An 18,083-nucleotide genomic window follows, 5' to 3' on the forward strand; every position below is an offset into this window, starting at 1 on the left:
ACGCACCGCGCCTGCGCCGCGTCCGTCCGTCCGCCCCGTCGCCGGCGGGCTGGGTCTCAGCCGTGTTGTCCACGGAGTTGTGCACCTCACTGCAGCAGTTCCGGCCGGCTGCGGGCCGGCCTCCGGTTCGCCTGAAGTTTAGGCATGTCCTCGGCCTCCTGTGGGTGCCCGCCTGCGGGCACCCACCGCTCTGGGCGCGGGTGCCGTGCACGTAGGGGAGATGGTGGTCGTGGAGCGGATCGTTGTGGTGCTGATGGTTGTGGAGCTGGCCGGACCGTGCGGGTCGATGGAGGCACCACCGACCCGCACGGTGGTCCGGACCGGGAGTCAGCGGTCGCGGTGGACGACGGCCACGCCGCGCGGAGCGAGCGTCACCGTGCCGGCGTCGTCCCCGTGTCCGACCAGGGCCTTCCCCGCGGTCCCCGGCAGAACGACGGGCTGGTCCGTACGGTTGACGAGGAACCAGTACACGCCCGCGTCGTTGACGCGGACCGCCAGCTCGACCCGGCCGCGGGCATCGGACGGGAGCTCGCTGCGCACGTCGGCGGCTTCGAGGAGCCGGGACAGCAGGGGGCCGAGGTGACGGCCCAGCCGGGTCGACACGTAGCTGGCTGATCCCCCGCCCGGTACGATCCGCCGGGTCACGGCGGGATGGCCGGTCTGATCACCGGTCGCGTAGTCGGTGACCACGGTGGTGTCCGGGTCCACCACCGTGATGCGGTCGGTCCACAGGGTGGCGGTGCTGCCGTCGCCGAGCGTCACCGACTCGCCGTCGGCCAGCGGGCCCATCTCCTCGACGCGGATCCCCAGCAGGTCGCGCAGGGCCCCCGGATATCCGCCGAGCCAGACGTGGTCGTTCTCGTCGACGATTCCGGAGAAGTACGTCGTCACCAGGTGGCCGCCGCCCGCGCAGTAGGCGGTCAGCCGGTCGGCGAGGGACTTCGGTACGACGTGCAGGACCGGGGCCACCACGACGTCGTATCCGGTCAGATCGCTGCGGGCGGTGATGACGTCGGCGCGTACACCGAGTCCGAGGAAGGCCGAGTACCAGTCGAGGGCCTCCTGGCGGTAGCGCAGCCGGGATGAGGGGTGCGAGTCGAGCTCGGAAGTCCACCAGGACTCCCAGTCGAACAGAATCGCCGCGCGGGCGGGACGGCGGACGGACCCGGCCACCGGTGCCAGGTCGGTCAGGGTTTGTCCCAGTGCGCTCACCGTGCGGAAGATGTCGCTGTCGGGTCCGGCGTGCGGGACCATCGCCGAGTGGTACTTCTCCGCGCCGCCGGCCGACTGCCGCCATTGGAAGAAGGCGACGGCGTCCGCTCCGTGCGCCACGTGCAGCAGCGAGTCGCGGGTCAGTTCACCCGGCCTCTTGGCTCGGTTGACGGGCTGCCAGTTGACGGCGCTGGTGGAGTGCTCCATCAGGAACCAGGGACGGCCGCCCGCGATACCGCTGGTGAGGTTGGCCGAGAAGGACAGCTCGTCCAGGTCCTGCGGACCGGGGGTCACGTAGTGGTCGTTGGAGACGAAGTCGACCTCGTCCGCCCAGTCCGGGTAGTTCATTCCTCCGGTTTCGCCCATGACCATGAAATTGGTGGTCACCGGGACGTCCGGGGTCAGCCGGCGCAACACGTCGCGCTCCGCGCGCAGGTAGTCCTTGAGCGCGTCGGAGGAGAACCGTTTGAAGTCGAGCTGCTGGGTGGGGTTGGGGTGGGTGGCAGCGAGGCGGGGCGGCAGGACCTGCTGCCAGTCGCTGTAGATCTGTGACCAGAAGGTCGTGGCCCACGCGTGGTTGAGTGCGTCGAGGGTGCCATAGCGTGCACGCAGCCAGTCACGGAAGGCGTGGGCGGCGTCATCGGAGTAGTCGTAGACGTTGTGGCATCCGAGCTCGTTCGAGACGTGCCAGGCGACGAGCGCGGGATGGTCGCGATAACGGGTGGCCATCGTCTCGACCAGGCGCAGCGCGTGATCGCGGAAGACCGGGGAGGTGGGCCGCCAGTGCTGACGGCCGCCGGGCCAGACGGTCTCACCGGTGCGCGTCACCGGCAGGATCTCCGGATGCCGCTCGACGAGCCACGGCGGCGGAGAGGCGGTGGCGGTGGCCAGGTCGACGTCGATGCCGGAGCCATGGAGGAGATCCATCACCTCGTCCAGCCAGTCGAAGTCCCAGCGGCCTTCGGCAGGTTCGAGCCGGGCCCAGGAGAAGATCGCGAGTGACACGATGGTGAGGCCGGCTTCCTGCATCAGGCGCACGTCCTCCTTCCACACCTCGCGCGGCCACTGCTCCGGGTTGTAGTCGGCGCCGTAGGAGAGTCGCGGGGTCCGGTCGCCGGTGGCCGGGCGCAGCCATCGGTGCGAGGAGAGGGAGGTCATCATGGTCCTTTCGGGTACTGCGGGTCCATCGGGTGGGGCGGGCGGAGCGGTGGTGAGGCCCGGCGGAGTTCCCTCGGGCCTCACCACTCGTGTTCCGTCGAGCGTCAGTCGCCCATGCTGAAGCCCTGCTTCTTGCCGTAGCTGACGGAGGCGTCCTGCCAGGTCTTGAGGCCGGCGGTCAGGGGCGTGGAGGAGACGTAGGCCTTGCCGACGGTGTCGTTGAAGATCGAGTTGGCGTAGACCTGGTAGGGCAGGTAGGTCCATCCGGGCACGACGTTCTTGGCGGAGGCGGAGAAGATCTTGTTGGCCTGCTGGCCGCCGAAGTAGGGGAACTTCGTGTCCAGGAATGTCTGGGAGTTCAGATCCGCGGTGGTCGCCGGGAAGGCACCGCCCTTGATCCGGGTCTGGACGCCAGCACCCTTGTTGGCGTACTGCAGGAAGGCGTAGGCGAGTTCCTTCTTCTTACTGGCCTGCATGACGGCCAGCGAGCTGCCGCCGTTCTCGGCGCTGGCGTGCTGCCCGGCCTGCCACTGGGGCAGCGGTGCTGCCCGCCAGTCGCCGGAGGCCGCGGCCACGCCGGAGGTGAAGTTGGCGGGCATCCAGGCGCCGGTGGACAGGGTCGCGATCGTTCCGTCGCCCAGGCCCTTGTACCACTGGTCGCTCCAGGGCGGGACCGCGGACACCAGGTGTTCGGTGATCAGCTGCTGCCACACCTTGGTGTACGCGGCGGTGCCCGGGTCGCTGCCGAAGTTGACGGACACCTTGGTGCCGTCGACCTTGTACGGCTTGCCGCCCGCCTGCCAGATCATGCTGGTGGTCAAACCGGCGTCGCCGGCGTCGCTGGTGATGTACGCCTTCGGGTCCGCCTTGTGCAGTTTGCGAGCCGCAGCCAGGTACTCGTCCCAGGTGGTGGGAACGGCGATCTTGTACTTGTCGAAGACCTTCTTGTTGTAGAACATCGCCATGGGGCCGGAGTCCATCGGCAGTCCGTAGATCCCGCCGTTGATGTTGACGGAGTTCCACGGGCCCGGCGAGTACGCCGCCTTGAGGTCCTTCGCCCCGTAACCGCTGAGGTCGGCGACGGACTTGCCGAGGGCGAACTGGCCGAGCGCGAAGTACTCGATCTGCGCGACGTCCGGGCCGCCCTTGCCGGCCTGCACGGCGTTCTGCAGCGCGGTGTACTGGTCGTTGCCGGTGCCGGCGTTGACCAGGTTCACGTGGACCTTGGGGTACTTGGCCTCGAAGTCGGTGACGACCTTCTTGAGGGTGGGCTCCCACGCCCACACGGTGATCGAGCCGCCCTTGTCCAGTGCGGATGTGACCGACTTCGCCCCCGAGGTCGTACTGCCGGAGCCGGAATCGTCGGAGGAGCCGCAGGCGGTCAGCCCCAGGGTGGCGGCGCAGAGCACCGCTAGCCCCTGTGCCCAGCGGCGAAGCGTCTTGTTCGTCATCTCAATTCCACTCCGTTGTGCGTGATGATCTGCGGCGCCGGCCCCGCCGCACCGCATGGGTGCGGCGGAAAGCGGACCAGCAGGGGATATGAAGGGGACGGGACGTGCTGAGGCGCCCGGCGGACGCCGGGGGTCATTCCTTGACGCTTCCGGCGGAGAGCCCCGACTGCCAGTAGCGCTGCAGGAGCAGGAAGGCCGCGATCAGCGGAATGATGGTCAGCAGCGATCCGGTGATCACGAGATTGAACACCGGCTGGCCGCCCGCCGTGGATGCCTGGTTGTTCCAGGCGTTGAGGCCGAGGGTGAGCGGGTACCAGTCCGGATCCTTGATCATGATCAACGGCAGGAAGTAGTTGTTCCAGGTCGCGACCACGGTGAAGAGCAGGACGGTGACGATGCCGGGCCCCAGCAGCGGCAGGCAGATCCGGAAGAAGGTACGGACCTCCCCGGCTCCGTCCATCCGGGCGGCCTCCAGCAGTTCGTCGGGGATCGCCTCCGAGGCGAAGACCCACATCAGGTAGAGGCCGAACGGGGAGACCAGGGACGGGATGATGACCGCCCAGGGGGTGTCGGTGAGGCCCATCTTGCTGAACATCAGGAAGGTGGGCACCGCCAGCGCCGCGCCCGGTACGGCGACCGCGCCGATCACTACCGCGAACACCCCGCGCTTGCCCGGGAAGTTGAACTTGGCCAGAGCGTAACCACCCAGCACCGCCAGGACAGTGGCTCCGCCCGCACCCGCGACCACGTACAGCAGGGTATTGAGCAACCAGCGGACGAAGATGTGGTCGTTGTAGGTGAGCGTTTCGCGGACGTTGTCCCACAGGGCGAAGTGACCGCTGAACCACAGCCCGAAGGAGTCGAGCAGTTTCGGCTGGGTCTTGGTGGCGTTGATGAACAGCCAGACCAGCGGGATCAGCGTATACACCACGACGAGGCTGGTCAGCACGGTGAGGAGCACGCTGCGGCGGGAGCGGCCGGGTGACCGGTGACGGCGCGAGCGAAGCATGGGCCCTTGCACGGCACGGGCGTGCTGCCGGACCGGGGATGATGCGGCGGGGGTCGTGTCGGTGGCCACGGGTCACGCCTCCTTTCGCATGCCGCGCAACTGGACGGCGTAGGCGACGATCATCGTGACGACTCCCATGATGATCGCGACGGTGGCGGCATAGTTGTGCTGCTGGCCGGAGAAGGACAGCGAGTACGTGTAGAGGTTCGGGGTGAAAGAGGTGGTGATGGCATTGCGCGCCAGCGGCTTGAGGATGCTGGCCTCGTTGAACAGCTGGAAACTGCCGATGATCGAGAAGACGGTGGCGATGACCAGGGCGCCGCGGATCGCCGGGATCTTGATGGCGGTGATGATCCGCCACTGCCCGGCGCCGTCGATTTCGGCGGCCTCGTAGAGTGACTGCGGAATCACGCGCAGCGCCGCGAAGAAGATCAGCATGTTGTAGCCGACGAACTCCCAGGTGACGATGTTGCCGATGCTGGCGAGCACCAGGTGCGGCGAGAGCGGGTCGGGCAGCGAGATGCCGAAGTGGTCGTTGATGTTGGCGACCAGACCGAACTGCTTGCCGTACATGAAGCCCCACATGAGGGTGGCGACGACCGCCGGGACCGCGTAGGGCAGGAAGATCGAGATACGGAAGAAGTCCCGGCCGTAGAGCCGGCCGCTGTCCAGTGCGAGCGCGACCAGGAGGGCGATACCCAGCATGATCGGCACCTGGACCAGCAGAAACAGCCCGACCCGACCGAGACCTGCCCAGAACTCGTGGTCCTGGAAGGCCTGGGTGTAGTTGTCCAGGCCCACGAACGAGTTGCCGCCGATCAGCTGGTCGCGGAAGAGACTCAGGTAGATCGAGTAACCGATCGGCGCCAGGAAGACGATGGCGAAAACCGCGAGGAACGGCGCGATGAAGCCCCAGCCGATCCAGCGGCGCCGACCGTGCGGCGACCGCCGCGGAACGGCTCTGCCGGGCGCCGCCGACTGGGGTGAAGCGACTGCCATAACCCATCCCTCACGTGTGCTCTGGTCACTTGTGCTCTGGTCCGGACCATGAACAGAGCGTGATGGTTACGTAAACATTACCGGTCCGAACGAGCCGAAAACGCCTCGACGTTTACGTGAACATTGATTTCGGTGATGGTCACACCCCGGCGGCCGGGCGTCAAGGCTTCTTGTCCGGTTTTGATCGGCCCGGCTGCGGCGAGCGCCGTCGGCCGACCACCGGCGCTCGCCGAGGACCCGGACGGCACTTGCGTCCGGAGCATTGACGCCCGCCCTGGGCCTCCCTATGTTTTCGTTCGCAGAATCGACCCTCATTCGATATATCGAACGGCGTCAGCCGGATACCGCACCGAGTCCGGCTGTCGGCTCGCCCCCTGGCACACCCGTCCCTTCCCCCACAACGGTCATGAAAGGAACGAAGTGTTCGCTACGGCACACAGAACACCCCTCCCGCACCTGAAGAAGGCGCTCCTGGCGCTCTGCGCGGCGGTCGGCCTGCTCATCGGCGCCCTGGTCGGCGGTACGGGAACAGCGCAGGCAGCAGGGTCACTGCCCTGTGACATCTACGGCTCCGCCGGCACCGCGTGCGTCGCCGCCCACAGCACCACCCGGGCGCTGTACGCGTCGTACAACGGCCCGCTCTACCAGGTGAAGCGCGCCTCCGACGGTGGCACGGCAAACGTCGGCCTGCTGTCCGCCGGCGGCTATGCGAACGCTGCGGCGCAGAACTCCTTCTGCGCCGGCACGACCTGCGTCATCAGCGTCATCTACGACCAGTCGCCGCGCCACAACGACCTGTTCATCGAGCCGGCCGGAACCGCCGGGCCCGCCAACTCCGGCGCGCCGGCCGATGCGCTGCCGGTGACCGCCGGCGGCCACCAGGTGTACGGCGTGTCGTTCTCAGGTCACATGGGTTACCGGCACACGGCCGCGGCCGGCGTCGCGGTCAACGGCCAGGCCGAGGGCATGTACATGGTCACCTCCGGCACCCATGTGAACAACCGCTGCTGCTTCGACTACGGCAACGCCGAAGTGAAGATTGCCGACACCGGCAACGGCCACATGGATGCCATCAACTTCGGCACCGAATGCTGGTTCGCCCCGTGCAACGGCTCCGGTCCGTGGGTGCAGGCGGACCTGGAGAACGGGCTGTTCCAGTCGAATCTCGGCCACAGCACCAACAGTTCGGACACCGGAAACTCGGCGCCGTTCGTCACCGCACTGCTGAAGAACAACGGCCAGAACTACTTCGCGACCAAGGACGGCAACGCGCAGTCGGGCGGCCTGAACACCCGTTACTCCGGGCCGGAGCCCAGCACGTCGTCCGGCTACTCGCCGATGCACCAGGAGGGCTCCATCGTCCTGGGAACAGGCGGCGACAACTCCAACGGATCCGTCGGATCCTTCTTCGAGGGCGTCATGACCAGCGGACTGCCGACGGACGCGGCCGACAACGCGGTGCAGTCCAACATCGTCTCGGTCGGCTACGGCGGACGGAGTCCCGTCGCCGCCGGTACGCTCAGCCCCGGCTCGACCCTCTCGCTGCGCGCGACCACCGCGTGCTGCACCACTCGCTACATCCGGCACCAGAACAACAACGCCGTCACCTCGCCGATCTCGTCGGCCAGTTCGGCCCTGGACAAGGGCGACTCCTCCTGGATCGTGCGCCCCGGTCTGGCCAAGTCCTCATGCGTGTCCTTCGAGTCGAGGAACTACCCCGGCGACTTCCTGCGCCACTCCAACTACCAGCTGTTCCGCCAGCCGATGGACGGGAGCGCCCTCTTCAGAGCCGACGCGACGTTCTGCCCGCAATCCGGCAAGAACGGCCAGGGCACTTCGTTCGCCTCGTACAACTTCCCCGACCGGTTCATCCGCCACTACAACAACACCGTCTACCTCGCCGCCGACGGTGGCCCGAACGCCTTCGACAACTCCACCTCCTGGGCCGACGACGTGAGCTGGGCGGTAAGCGCCCCCTGGACGCCGTAACCGGCAGCCCCTCCCCACCCCCTGCCGCTCGCGCGGACGGACCGGAGCGCCGTCTGCGCGAGCGGCGAAATCATTCGCCGCGGGGGTCGGCACTCTGCTTGGCTCGCCACATGAGCGATCTGCACATCCGTTGCGCCAACCTCACCGATATCGACGCCGTCTTGCGTTTCTGGCGCCAAGCCGCCGAAGGAACGAGCATCAGCGACGACCACCAAGGAGTGGCGGGGCTCATATCCAGAGACCCCGAAGCCCTGCTCATCGCCGAACGTGACGGTCTCCTCGCAGGAACGGTCATCGCCGGTTTCGACGGCTGGCGATGCTCGTTCTACCGGCTGGCCGTGCACCCCGACTGCCGCCGGCGAGGTGTCGCCACCGCCTTGATGGAAACAGCGGAACAGCGATTCAGCGCCCTGGGCGGGCGACGGGTCGATGCCATGGTCCTGGAGGCCAACGAGCAGGCGCACCACACGTGGGCTGCGGCCGGCTACCACCGCGAGGACCACTGGCGTCGCTGGGTGAAGCCGTTGTCATAGGCGGCCCACCGTCGGCCGCGAGTCAGGGCCACCGGCCCCATTCTTTGCTCGTCCTTTACCATGGCATAGTCCTGCCTCATCGACCGAGAGGTGTGAGCCTCCGCCCATGGGCGAGCCTCCCCGTAGCCGACACAGCAGTAACCGACACAGCAGTAGCCGACACAGCAGTAGCCGACATCGCGCGCTCGTCGGACCCCTGACCGATCATGGGACAGAGGTGAAGCGATGACCGAAGTGCTCCTGCTCATCGTGGCGCTGCTGCTCTCGCTGGCATGCTCGGCCTTCGTTGCCGCCGAGTTCTCGCTGACCACGGTCGAGCGCAGTGAGCTCGAACAGGCGGCCGAGCGCGGCGAGCGCGGCGCTGCGAGCGCTCTGCAGGCCGTGCGCAGCCTCACTTTCCAGCTGTCCGGGGCCCAGCTGGGCATCACCGTCACCAATCTGGTGATCGGGATGCTCGCCGAGCCCTCGATCGGAAAGCTGATCCGCGGCCCGCTCGAAGCCATCGGCATCTCCGGCAGCGCGGCCTCCTCGGCAGGTCTTGTGATCGGCACTGCCCTCTCCACCGTCTTCCTGATGGTGGTGGGCGAGCTGGTCCCGAAGAACTGGGCGATCTCCTCACCGCTCACGGTGGCCAAGATGGTGGCGGCACCGCAGCGGATTTTCAGTGCCACTTTCCGGCCGCTGATCAGCCACCTCAACAACACCGCGAACCGGCTGCTGCGCAGGCTGGGCATGGAGCCGGCCGAGGAGCTCGCCTCCGCGCGGTCACCGCAGGAGCTGGTCGCGCTGGCCCGGCACTCGGCCCGGGCCGGCGCGCTGGAGGCGGACACCGCCGAGCGATTCGTCCGCACCCTCAATCTCGCGGATCTGACCGCGGAGAACGTGATGACGCCGCGGGTGCAGGTGATCGGTCTGGAGGTGCAGGCGACCGCCGAGGACGTCGCGAACGCCACCCGGGCCACCGGGCTTTCCCGATTCCCGGTGTACCGCGGGAGCCTCGACCAGGTCGTCGGAGTCGCCGATATCAAGGACGTGCTGGCGCTACCGGCGGATCGCCGGACGCGTGCGCCCGTCTCCAGGCTGGTGCGGGAACCGCTCCTGGTCCCCGAGACGCTGACCGTGGACCGGTTGCTCGACCGGCTGTACGGCGCGAACACCATGGCCGTGGTGATCGATGAGTACGGCGGGACGGCGGGTGTGGTGACGCTGGAGGACATCGTGGAGGAGGTCGTCGGGGAGGTACGCGACGAACACGACCCGCATGAGACACCCGACCTCGCGGGCGCGGGCGAAGACACGGAAGGCCGGGCGGTGTACTCGGCGGACGGTGCGACACGCACCGATCAGCTGGAGACCATCGGCATGCGGGTGCCGGAAGGGCCCTATGAAACGCTCGCCGGCCTGGTGGCCACACTGCTCGGACGGATCCCGGCCGAGGGCGACGTCGTCGAGCTGGCGGGCTGGCGGATCGACGTGGTGGACGCGAGCGGACGACGCGCGGCCCGGGTCCTGCTGCACGCACCGAATGCCGCCGAGGGTGACGGCAACGACGATGCCGGTACCGGCAACGAGGAGACCGGGCGATGACCGCCTTCCAGCTGTTCATCGGCCTGCTGACGCTGGTCGTCAACGCCTTCTTCGTGGGCGGTGAGTTCGCGCTGATCTCGGTGCGGCGCAGCCAGATCGAGCCGGCGGCGGAGGCGGGCAACCGGCGGGCGCGAAGCGTTCTGTGGGGCCTGGAGCACCTTGCGGCCATGATGGCGGCGGCACAGCTGGGCATCACGCTGTGCACGCTGGTGCTGGGTGTGGTGGCCGAGCCGGCCATCGCGCACCTCCTGGAGCCGGTCTTCCACGGCGTCGGGATACCCGACGGACTGATCCACCCGATCTCCTTCGTCATCGCTCTCACCGTGGCGACCTATCTGCACATGCTCTTCGGCGAGATGGTTCCCAAGAACATCGCCCTGGCGGGACCGGTGCGGACGGCGCTGCTGCTGGGGCCGCCGCTGGTCGCGCTGGCGCGTGCGCTGCGTCCGGTCATCTTCGCCGTCAATTCCTTCGCCAACGCGCTGCTGAAGCTGCTGGGCGTCGAGGCGAAGAGTGAGGTGGCTGCGACCTTCTCGGACGATGAGCTGGCGCGTCTGGTCACCGACGCTTCGGCCGCGGGTCTGCTCGACGACCGGGCCAGCGAACGGCTGCACGACGCTCTGGAGCTGGGCCGCCGTCCGGTTCGCGATGTGATCGTGGCACCGGAACAGGTGGTGTACGCCCGTCCGGGCACGACTCCGGCGCAACTGGAGAAGCTGTCGGTCGAGTCCGGTTTCTCACGCTTCCCGGTGGTGGACGACGACCGGCGGATCCTGGGCTATCTGCACGTGAAGGACGCGCTGGACGCCACACCTCGGGAGCTGCCGTTCGAGGCGTCGTCGATGCGGGCGATCGCCCGGGTGCGAGCAGCCGACCCGCTCGACGACGTGCTGACCGCGATGCGCCGCAGCCGGACCCATCTGGCTGCGGTGCTGGGTGACGACGGGAAGCCGGCCGGTCTTGTGACGATGGAGGACGTGCTGCGTGAACTCGTCGGCCGCCCGTCGGAAGAGGCGGGCCCCGGCAAGTGAATACGTGCCCGGGGTGAGCGTCAAACGAGCCCGACCGACCGCGATACGATCGCTGCGCCATGGAATTGAATGCCCCATACACCAGCCTCGTCGCGGTCGGTGACTCCTTCACCGAGGGAATGTCGGACCTCCTGCCGGACGGTTCATACCGTGGCTGGGCCGATCTGCTCGCCGAACGCCTCGCCGTACGGGCCCCCGGCTTCCGGTACGCCAACCTGGCCGTACGCGGGAAGCTCATCGGACAGATCGTCGACGAACAGGCCGACGCGGCAGCCGCGCTGCGGCCGGACGTGGTGACTCTGGTCGGCGGGCTGAACGACGCGCTGCGCCCGAAATGCGATATGGGCATGGTGCGCGGGCGGCTGGAGGAGGCCGTCGAACGGCTGGCGCCGGCGTGCAGACAACTGGTGCTCATGCGCAGCCCCGGCCGCAACGGCCCGGTGATGGAGCGCTTCCGTCCGCGGATGGAGGAACTTTTCACCTTCATCGAGGATCTCGCGGGGCAGCACGGAGCCCTGGTCGTCGATCTGTACGGCGCGCCGGCGCTCGGCGATCCACGGATGTGGGACGTCGACCGTTTGCATCTCACCGCCGACGGGCACCTGCGGGTGGCGGAGGCCGTCTGGCAGACGCTGGGCCTGGATCCCGGGAGCGACTGGCAGGCGCTGCTCCCGCCCGCCGGGCCGGTGCGCTGGGCGGCCCGGCGCGGCAGCGACGTGCGATTTGCCCGCGAGCATCTGGTGCCGTGGATCGGACGACGGCTGACCGGACGGTCGTCCGGAGACGGACGCTTCGGCGCGCACTTCAGTGCCGAGTCGGGGGAGGCGTTCTGGATCACTCCGGTGGATGCCGGAGACCCCGGTCCGGTGACCGGGTGGCGCCGCGCGGACGGCGTGCGCCAGGTGTATTGAGCACGAGCGTTGTTCCGGGAACCACTACGGTCACCGCGTCCCGGGGGCCAGAGCCCGGACGGTGGAGACGGTGTCCGCCTCGGCCGCGGTCTTGTCGACCCGGTAGCGAAGGACCCGGGCAAAACGCAGCGCGAGCCCTGCGGGATACCGCGGGCTGCGTTGCAGCCCGTCGAAGGCGACCTCCACCACGAGTTCGGGGCGGACCCGCACGACGTAGCCGTCCCTGCTCTCCTCCCGTGCCAGCAGCTCCCGGGTCTGCCAGGCGAGGAGTTCATCGGTCAGCCCCTTGAACGTCTTTCCGAGCATCACCCACGGCTGGGTGGCCGCATCCTCGCCGCGCGCGGCGAGATGGAGGTTGCTCAGCAGGCCCTGTCGACGGCCGTGGCCCCACTCCGCCGCCGTCACCACCAGGTCCAGGGTGTGCCGGGGTTTGACCTTGATCCAGCCGGCGCCCCGCCGGCCGGCCGCGTACGGAGCGGCCGGGTCCTTCACCACCACCCCTTCCTGTCCTCGGTCCAGCGCCCGGTCGAAGAAGGACGCTGCCTCGGCTGCGTCCCCGGTGACGATCCGCGGTACTCGGAACTCCGCGGGTACGACGTCGTCGAGCGCCGCCCAGCGGGTTGCGGCGGGCGAATCCAGCAGGTCGGTACCGTCGCGGTGCAGCAGGTCGAAGAAGAAGACCCGCAGCGGCACCTCGGCGCGCAGCCGGTCCGGGTCCTGTCGCGACGCGGTGCGGGCGGCCGTGACCTGGAACGGGAGCGGTCGATCGCCCGCTCCGACGGCGATAGCCTCACCGTCCAGCACGGCCGTATGCACGTCCAGCCCGCGTACCGCCTCCACTACTTCCGGTACCCGCGAGGTGATGTCGTCCAGGCTCCGGGTGAAGACGCCGATGTCGTCGCCGTTCCGGTGGGCCTGGACACGGATGCCGTCCAGCTTCCACTCGAGGGCAGCGGGGCTCAGCCGTTCCAGCGCCGCGCCGACATCCGGCGCCGCCGCCGCGAGCATCGGCCGTACCGGACGTCCGATCTCCAGACCGAACGAGCGCAGCGCGTCCTTGCCGCCCGCCATCGCTGCCGCCGCCACCGCCCGGGCCGAACCGCGGAACATCAGCGCCCGGCGTACGTCCGCCGCCGGGACGCCGGCCGCCTTGGCGACCGCGTCGGCCACGACCGCGTCGAGGGCGCCCTGACGCAGTTCTCCCACCAGAACCGCGCCCAGAAACGACTGCTCCTGGGCTGTCGCCGCGGCGAACAGCTCCGCCAGCAGCCTTCGGCGTTCGTCCTGCGATCCCGGGCCATGGACGGCGGCGATGGCGGCCAGCGTTTCCTCGGTCTGCCCTACCCCGAGGGCGGCCGCAGCGGCGGGGGGCGGGAGTTCACGCAGTGCGGCCGGCCCCACACCGACCCGCATCCGCCGGGACTCGCCGGACAGCAGAGCCACCGCCGCGGACAGCTCGTCCGGCTCCAGACCGCGCAGATACTCCGCGAGCAGCGCGATCTTCGCGTTCCGGGACGGCTCGGCGCCGACGGCACGGGAGGTCTCTGCAAGTGCACGCAGCAACATGACGCACGTGTACCCGGTTTCGCCGTGTTTCTGCGCGGCGCCCGGTCAGCGCACCCCTTGCGGGCGGAACTGCACGCTGATGCGTGGTCCCACCGCTCTCGCCGTCTTCGGGACCGCATGCTCCCAGGTGCGCTGGCAGCTGCCGCCCATCACGATGAGATCCCCGTGGCCGAGCGGCTTGCGCACCGACGGCGATCCGCCTCCACGGGGCCGCAGTACCAGGTTCCTGGGCGTCCCGAGCGAGAGAATGGCGACCATGGTGTCCTCGGTGCGTCCCCGGCCGATGGTGTCCCCGTGCCAGGCGACGCCGTCATTTCCGTCCCGGTAGAAGCACAGGCCGGCTGTGGTGAACGGTTCTCCGAGCTCGGCGGCGTAGTGCCCGCAGAGTGCCGCGCGGGCCTCGTCGAGCACCGGATGCGGGAGCGGGTCGTCCGCACCGAAGAACGACAGCAGCCGCGGGACCGCGACCACCTGTTCGTACATCACCCGCTGTTCGGCACGCCAGGCGACGTCGCGGACCAGTGATGCGAAGACCTGGTCCGCTCCGTTGAGCCACTGCGGGAGCACATCGATCCAGGCGCCCTGGCCGAGCTGGGTGCGGCGAAGACCGTCCAACGGTCGCAGCGTGCTCTCGTCCCCCTGGTCGAAGAGGGAACTCTGCAGATGTACAGCCATGATGTCAGCTTACTCGCACGCACGTTCGATCTCCGGGTTCGCTCCTCCGCACCTGTACGAACGCACAACGAACACCGGGGGCGCCGGCCTGCAGAAACCGCCAGTAGAATCACTTCACGTGACTGCAAAGCCTCGTATCCCCAACGTCCTGGCCGGCCGCTACGCATCAACGGAGCTCGCCGTCCTCTGGTCCCCCGAGCAGAAGGTGAGGCTGGAGCGCCGGCTGTGGCTCGCCGTGCTGCGCGCCCAGAAGGACCTCGGGGTCGAGGTGCCCGACGAGGCCGTCGCGGACTACGAGCGGGTGCTCGACCAGGTCGATCTGGCGTCCATCGCCGAGCGGGAGAAGGTCACCCGTCACGATGTGAAGGCGCGGATCGAGGAGTTCAACGCGCTGGCCGGCCATGAGCAGGTCCACAAGGGCATGACCTCCCGCGATCTCACCGAGAACGTCGAGCAGTTGCAGATCCGGCTCTCCCTGGAGCTGGTTCGTGACCGGACGGTGGCGGTGCTCGCGCGACTGGGCAGGCTGGCCGCCGAGCACGCCGAGCTGGTGATGGCCGGGCGCTCGCACAATGTGGCGGCGCAGACGACGACGCTGGGCAAACGGTTCGCGACGACCGCGGACGAGCTGCTGGTGGCGTTCGGACGGCTCGAGGACCTGCTGGGCCGCTACCCGCTGCGCGGGATCAAGGGTCCGGTCGGCACTGCCCAGGACATGCTCGACCTGCTGGGCGGGGACGAGGTGAAACTCGCCGATCTCGAGCAGCGGATCGCCGGCCATCTCGGCTTCGCGCAGGTCTTCACCTCCGTGGGGCAGGTGTACCCGCGCTCGCTCGACTACGACGTGGTGACCTCGCTGGTTCAGCTGGCCGGGGCCCCCTCCTCACTGGCGAAGACCATCCGTCTGATGGCCGGGCACGAGCTGGTCACCGAGGGCTTCAAGCCCGGGCAGGTCGGCTCGTCCGCCATGCCGCACAAGATGAACACCCGCTCCTGCGAGCGGGTCAACGGCCTGATGGTGATCCTGCGTGGATACGCCTCGATGACCGGCGAACTGGCGGGCGACCAGTGGAACGAGGGCGATGTCTCCTGCTCGGTGGTGCGCCGGGTCGCCCTGCCGGACTCCTTCTTCGCCTTCGACGGTCTGCTGGAGACCTTCCTGACGGTGCTCGACGAGTTCGGCGCGTTCCCCGCGGTCGTCGCCCGTGAGCTGGACCGCTATCTGCCGTTCCTCGCGACGACGAAGGTGCTGATGGGCGCCGTACGCGCCGGGGTCGGCCGGGAAGCGGCGCACGAGGTCATCAAGGAGCACGCCGTCGCGTCGGCCCTCGCGATGCGTGAGCAGGGCGCCGAGCGCAACGAGCTGCTGGACAAGCTCGCCGCCGATGAGCGGATGCCGCTGGACCGGGCGCAGTTGGACGAGCTGATGGTCGACAAGCTGTCCTTCACGGGAGCGGCGGGCGCCCAGGTCGCCGCGGTGGTGTCCCGGATCGACGAGATCGCCAAGCAGCACCCGGAGGCCGCCGCCTACACTCCGGGTTCGATCCTCTGACCGGCAACGCCCCTGTCCCTCCCTGCGGAAAGCCCGAATGAAGCCCGAAGAGCTGGAAGCCGCCCGTGACCGCCTCGTTCCCGATCTGGTCGCGGACGGCTTGCGGGTGCTCTTCTGCGGGATCAATCCGGGACTGATGACGGCCGCGACAGGCCACCACTTCGCGCGGCCCGGCAACCGCTTCTGGCCGGTGTTGCACCGCTCGGGTTTCACCCCGCGGCTCCTGCCGCCCGCGGAGCAGGCGGAGATACTGGCCTATGGCCTGGGCATCACCAATGTGGTGGCGAGGGCGTCGGCGCGCGCCGACGAGCTGACCCCCGAGGAGTACCGTGAGGGCGGCCGGATCCTCAGGACCAAGGTGGAGCGGCTCCGGCCGGCCTGGCTCGCCGTGGTCGGAGTCACCGCGTACCGCACGGCGTTCGGCGAACCGAAAGCCCGGATCGGACCACAGCCCACTACCATCGGCTCGACCCGGATCTGGGCGCTGCCCAATCCCAGTGGGCTCAACGCCCACTGGACGGCCCAGTCGATGGCCGAGGAGTACGGCAGGCTGCGCGCCGCCGTCGAGAACGAGGACGGCCTCCGGGTCCGGCCGTGAGGCCGCTCGCGCGGTCTGCCGGGCTCTCAGGGCGGATCGTTCACGGTGATCGCCACGATCAGCCGGCAGGACGGTTCTCCTTCCCATCGCGCGACGCCGAGGGCTATCCAGCGCTCCGCCACCCTCCACAGGTGCAGATAGGGCGTCGTGCAGCACAGCTCCCTCCAGGGCTCGGCCACCTCCTCCCCGTCCGACAGCCTGACCGCTAAGCTCCAGAGGCTGAACATCTGCGAGACGCCCCACCGGGTGTCGAGCACAGCGGCCAGCGCTTCGCACTCCGCTTCGGACTGTTCCGCAGCCTCGACACCCGGGATGCTCTCGTCGGCCGGCAAGTCCTCGCCGGTACGCAGGAATGCGAGGTGGTAACCGGGTCCCGCGGTACACGTGATGCCTGCGCCGCGGCCGACGTCGGCTCTGCCACGCTGTGCGGGGAATGCCCGGACCCGCAGCAGGTCGATGGTGGCGAGATTCTGAGCGGTGGTCATGACCTCAGTAAACCGTCTGCCACTGACAGTTGGCCCGGCCGGGCCAACGGCTTGTGCGTCGCTCGGCGCCCGATCCGGTACGTCCCTCGGTAGCCACTCGCCGCCCGCTCGGCCAGCCGGTACCATCCGGCAGACATGCACACGAGCTGAGCTGGGAGGACACACGTTGGGGCAGCTGACCGGCGGGGATCCCTCTCTGTTGCGGCGGATCAATTCCGCCGTGGTGCTCCACGCCCTGCGCGGAGCGGAATTTCCGACGCTGACCGATCTCACCCGTATCACCGGCCTTTCCAGACCTACGGTCGAGGGCGTGATCGACGGTCTGATGGTGGCCGGCCTCGTGGTGGAGGACACACCGGAGGAGGGCGAGGCACGCCGTCAGGGACGTCCGGCGCGCCGGTTCCGTTTCCGTGCGGAGGCCGGGCATCTGCTGGGCGTGGAAATCGGTCCCCACCGGGTCGCCGCGCTGCTCTCCGGGCTCGACGGCCGCGTCATCGGCGCCGGTTCCCGGGACGTCACGGAGACCGCTCCGGCCGACGAGCGGCTGGAACGGGTGCGCAGCACGGTGGCCGATGTCCTCCGCCGGGCCGGTGTCGCGCGCAGCAGCCTGCGCGCGGTCGGGGTGGGCAGCCCGGGGATCGTGGAGGCCGACGGCACCGTGCGGCTGGGGACCGCGCTTCCCGAGTGGACCGGCCTCGCGCTCGGCGAGCGGCTGCGACGGTCCTTCCGCTGTCCGGTGCTGGTCGAGAACGATGCCAACGCCGCGGCCGTGGCCGAGCACTGGAAGGGCGCGGCCACCGATTCGGACGACGTCGTCTTCGTGCTGGCAGGTCTCAGCCCGGGTGCGGGGGCCCTGATCGGCGGCCGCCTGCACCGCGGCTTCGGCGGCGCGGCCGGTGAGATCGGCGCGCTGCACCTGTTGGGGCGCGGGGCGACACCCGAGACACTGCTGTCGACCACGGACGAACCCCTGCACCCGCTGGACGAGCCGGCGGTGGCCGACGTGTTCGCTCACGCCAAGCGCGGAGACTCCCGGGCGCAGGCCGCTGTCGAACGCTTCATTCAGCGGCTGGTGCACGATGTCGCGGCGCTGGTGCTGGCGCTCGATCCGGAACTGGTCGTGATCGGCGGCTGGGCGGCCGGACTGGACGGTGTCCTGGAGCCGTTGCGTGGCGAGTTGGCCCGTTTCTGTCTGCGGCCGCCGCGGGTGACCCTCTCCTTGCTGGGTGAGGCGGCGGTGGCGACCGGAGCGCTACGGCTGGCGCTCGACCACGTCGAGGAGCAACTGTTCGCGGTGGAGGGAACGGTGACCGGCCGCCACTGACGT

15 protein-coding genes are annotated in these 18,083 nt (G+C 69.0%); 8 read left to right on the forward strand and 7 right to left on the reverse strand.

The window, feature by feature from the left end:
• Positions 1–327 precede the first annotated feature (327 nt).
• The 4 genes from AB0M87_RS29110 to AB0M87_RS29125 form a co-directional block, all read right to left on the reverse strand.
• Entirely contained in the window at positions 328–2,373 is a 2,046-nt protein-coding gene (locus AB0M87_RS29110; protein WP_365858158.1) for a beta-galactosidase, read from the reverse strand.
• A 101-nt stretch (positions 2,374–2,474) separates the two neighbouring features.
• On the reverse strand, positions 2,475–3,821 hold the full coding sequence (locus AB0M87_RS29115; RefSeq protein ID WP_365858160.1) for a sugar ABC transporter substrate-binding protein: 1,347 nt from the start codon (positions 3,819–3,821) through the stop codon (positions 2,475–2,477).
• A gap of 133 nt (positions 3,822–3,954) precedes the next feature.
• Entirely contained in the window at positions 3,955–4,842 is an 888-nt protein-coding gene (locus AB0M87_RS29120; protein WP_365858290.1) for a carbohydrate ABC transporter permease, read from the reverse strand.
• A 60-nt stretch (positions 4,843–4,902) separates the two neighbouring features.
• Positions 4,903–5,829: a sugar ABC transporter permease gene (locus AB0M87_RS29125; RefSeq protein ID WP_365858162.1), complete on the reverse strand. Its 927-nt coding sequence runs from the start codon at positions 5,827–5,829 to the stop codon at positions 4,903–4,905.
• A gap of 420 nt (positions 5,830–6,249) precedes the next feature.
• Here AB0M87_RS29125 and AB0M87_RS29130 point away from each other — a divergent pair, with 420 nt between their 5' ends.
• The 5 genes from AB0M87_RS29130 (at position 6,250) to AB0M87_RS29150 (ending at position 11,880) form a co-directional block, all read left to right on the forward strand.
• Positions 6,250–7,818 carry an alpha-L-arabinofuranosidase B gene (locus AB0M87_RS29130; protein WP_365858164.1) on the forward strand — a complete coding sequence of 523 codons (1,569 nt, stop codon included), beginning with the start codon at positions 6,250–6,252 and terminating at the stop codon, positions 7,816–7,818.
• 110 nt (positions 7,819–7,928) lie between these two features.
• On the forward strand, positions 7,929–8,351 hold the full coding sequence (locus tag AB0M87_RS29135) for a GNAT family N-acetyltransferase (RefSeq protein WP_365858166.1): 423 nt from the start codon (positions 7,929–7,931) through the stop codon (positions 8,349–8,351).
• A gap of 225 nt (positions 8,352–8,576) precedes the next feature.
• Complete coding sequence (locus AB0M87_RS29140; protein ID WP_365858168.1) at positions 8,577–9,938, forward strand: hemolysin family protein; 1,362 nt, start codon at positions 8,577–8,579, stop codon at positions 9,936–9,938.
• Positions 9,935–10,969 (forward strand): hemolysin family protein, encoded by a 1,035-nt coding sequence (locus tag AB0M87_RS29145; protein ID WP_365858170.1) that lies wholly within the window; start codon positions 9,935–9,937, stop codon positions 10,967–10,969. Before AB0M87_RS29140 ends, AB0M87_RS29145 begins: the two co-directional genes overlap by 4 nt.
• 59 nt (positions 10,970–11,028) lie before the next feature.
• Complete coding sequence (locus tag AB0M87_RS29150) at positions 11,029–11,880, forward strand: SGNH/GDSL hydrolase family protein (RefSeq protein WP_365858172.1); 852 nt, start codon at positions 11,029–11,031, stop codon at positions 11,878–11,880.
• A 30-nt stretch (positions 11,881–11,910) separates the two neighbouring features.
• Here AB0M87_RS29150 and AB0M87_RS29155 read toward each other — a convergent pair whose 3' ends face one another.
• Entirely contained in the window at positions 11,911–13,446 is a 1,536-nt protein-coding gene (locus AB0M87_RS29155; RefSeq protein WP_365858174.1) for an ATP-dependent DNA ligase, read from the reverse strand.
• A gap of 45 nt (positions 13,447–13,491) precedes the next feature.
• Positions 13,492–14,121, reverse strand: a complete 630-nt coding sequence (locus AB0M87_RS29160; RefSeq protein ID WP_365858176.1) for an alpha-ketoglutarate-dependent dioxygenase AlkB — start codon at positions 14,119–14,121, stop codon at positions 13,492–13,494.
• 118 nt (positions 14,122–14,239) lie between these two features.
• Between AB0M87_RS29160 and purB the strand changes: the two genes are divergently transcribed.
• On the forward strand, positions 14,240–15,673 hold the full coding sequence (gene purB, locus AB0M87_RS29165) for an adenylosuccinate lyase (RefSeq protein ID WP_365858178.1): 1,434 nt from the start codon (positions 14,240–14,242) through the stop codon (positions 15,671–15,673).
• 37 nt (positions 15,674–15,710) lie between these two features.
• Positions 15,711–16,271, forward strand: coding sequence for a G/U mismatch-specific DNA glycosylase (gene mug / locus AB0M87_RS29170; RefSeq protein ID WP_365858180.1), 561 nt, complete (start codon positions 15,711–15,713; stop codon positions 16,269–16,271).
• A 26-nt stretch (positions 16,272–16,297) separates the two neighbouring features.
• Here mug and AB0M87_RS29175 read toward each other — a convergent pair whose 3' ends face one another.
• On the reverse strand, positions 16,298–16,756 hold the full coding sequence (locus AB0M87_RS29175; RefSeq protein WP_365858182.1) for a hypothetical protein: 459 nt from the start codon (positions 16,754–16,756) through the stop codon (positions 16,298–16,300).
• A gap of 166 nt (positions 16,757–16,922) precedes the next feature.
• Between AB0M87_RS29175 and AB0M87_RS29180 the strand changes: the two genes are divergently transcribed.
• Positions 16,923–18,080: an ROK family transcriptional regulator gene (locus AB0M87_RS29180; RefSeq protein ID WP_365858184.1), complete on the forward strand. Its 1,158-nt coding sequence runs from the start codon at positions 16,923–16,925 to the stop codon at positions 18,078–18,080.
• The last annotated feature ends 3 nt before the right edge of the window (positions 18,081–18,083 follow it).

The sequence above is a fragment of the Streptomyces sp. NPDC051320 genome (assembly GCF_040682175.1).
Lineage (GTDB): Bacteria > Actinomycetota > Actinomycetes > Streptomycetales > Streptomycetaceae > Streptomyces.

What these genes read in the sequence shown, in the direction of transcription:
- AB0M87_RS29125 (WP_365858162.1), bottom strand. Translation starts at nt 5,829, where the DNA reads ATGGCAGTCGCTTCACCCCAGTCGGCGGCGCCCGGCAGAGCCGTTCCG.
- AB0M87_RS29110 (WP_365858158.1), bottom strand. Translation starts at nt 2,373, where the DNA reads ATGATGACCTCCCTCTCCTCGCACCGATGGCTGCGCCCGGCCACCGGC.
- AB0M87_RS29115 (WP_365858160.1), bottom strand. Translation starts at nt 3,821, where the DNA reads ATGACGAACAAGACGCTTCGCCGCTGGGCACAGGGGCTAGCGGTGCTC.
- AB0M87_RS29175 (WP_365858182.1), bottom strand. Translation starts at nt 16,756, where the DNA reads ATGACCACCGCTCAGAATCTCGCCACCATCGACCTGCTGCGGGTCCGG.
- AB0M87_RS29135 (WP_365858166.1), top strand. Translation starts at nt 7,929, where the DNA reads ATGAGCGATCTGCACATCCGTTGCGCCAACCTCACCGATATCGACGCC.
- AB0M87_RS29140 (WP_365858168.1), top strand. Translation starts at nt 8,577, where the DNA reads ATGACCGAAGTGCTCCTGCTCATCGTGGCGCTGCTGCTCTCGCTGGCA.
- AB0M87_RS29160 (WP_365858176.1), bottom strand. Translation starts at nt 14,121, where the DNA reads ATGGCTGTACATCTGCAGAGTTCCCTCTTCGACCAGGGGGACGAGAGC.
- AB0M87_RS29155 (WP_365858174.1), bottom strand. Translation starts at nt 13,446, where the DNA reads ATGTTGCTGCGTGCACTTGCAGAGACCTCCCGTGCCGTCGGCGCCGAG.
- AB0M87_RS29145 (WP_365858170.1), top strand. Translation starts at nt 9,935, where the DNA reads ATGACCGCCTTCCAGCTGTTCATCGGCCTGCTGACGCTGGTCGTCAAC.
- mug (WP_365858180.1), top strand. Translation starts at nt 15,711, where the DNA reads ATGAAGCCCGAAGAGCTGGAAGCCGCCCGTGACCGCCTCGTTCCCGAT.
- AB0M87_RS29150 (WP_365858172.1), top strand. Translation starts at nt 11,029, where the DNA reads ATGGAATTGAATGCCCCATACACCAGCCTCGTCGCGGTCGGTGACTCC.